Source organism: Pseudomonas sp. SB113, assembly GCF_040754745.1.
Lineage (GTDB): Bacteria > Pseudomonadota > Gammaproteobacteria > Pseudomonadales > Pseudomonadaceae > Aquipseudomonas > Aquipseudomonas grimontii.
Genome location: NZ_JBFMHW010000081.1, coordinates 1 through 645 on the forward strand (window position 1 = coordinate 1; position 645 = coordinate 645).

The 645-nt window shown below is 54.0% G+C and carries 1 protein-coding gene; it reads left to right on the forward strand.

Annotated elements, in window-relative coordinates; genetic code table 11:
* A partial coding sequence (locus AB1462_RS31510; protein ID WP_367248982.1) for a hypothetical protein occupies positions 1-347 on the forward strand: 347 nt, incomplete at its 5' end.
* Positions 348-645 lie beyond the last annotated feature (298 nt).

Here is a 645-nt window from a genome sequence, read left to right on the forward strand (position 1 = left end):
AGCCCTTGGTTCCCATTCCGATCACGTTCGACGCATGGAATCCAAGTCTCAATGGTGGCGCAGCTCCGCGTCATTTCATGCCGGTGCGCGAGTACGCTAACAGGCTCTACCAGCAGGCGATAAGCAGCGTAATCGACGGCGCGGGCGATTTGGTAAAAACAAAGGTGATTCCCAACCGATATGTCCTCGCAATCACAGAATTGATCGGGCAAGACCAAGCCAACGACGTATCGCATATCTTCCTGGTTGAGCAGCATCTTGGCGCTGGGCCGCGGCAGACAGCACTTGTCAAGAATGCGCGGATCTCCACCTGCATGCCTGTACACTCGGTGCATCTTATGCGGTAAAGCATGGCGTCACGTCACTCCGCTGGAAAAAGGTGATGACTTACGCATGGTCGTAAAGCCACTCGACGACGATAGAACTTATCCACTTTGTCAGCTCGCAGCTTTAAAGCTGTCAGTCCGCTGTCGGCCCCATTTCAGACCTTCAAGCGTTACGCGCTTACTGAGAAGCGACGTCCCCCATCGAGCAATTGGCGGATCTAACAGACCATCGGGTGGGGGGACATTCAAAGGAGGGCTATGGAGTAGACATAGTTCTCTCATGATGGTCACGTCTGGATGAGCGCATGGCTATTGTGAC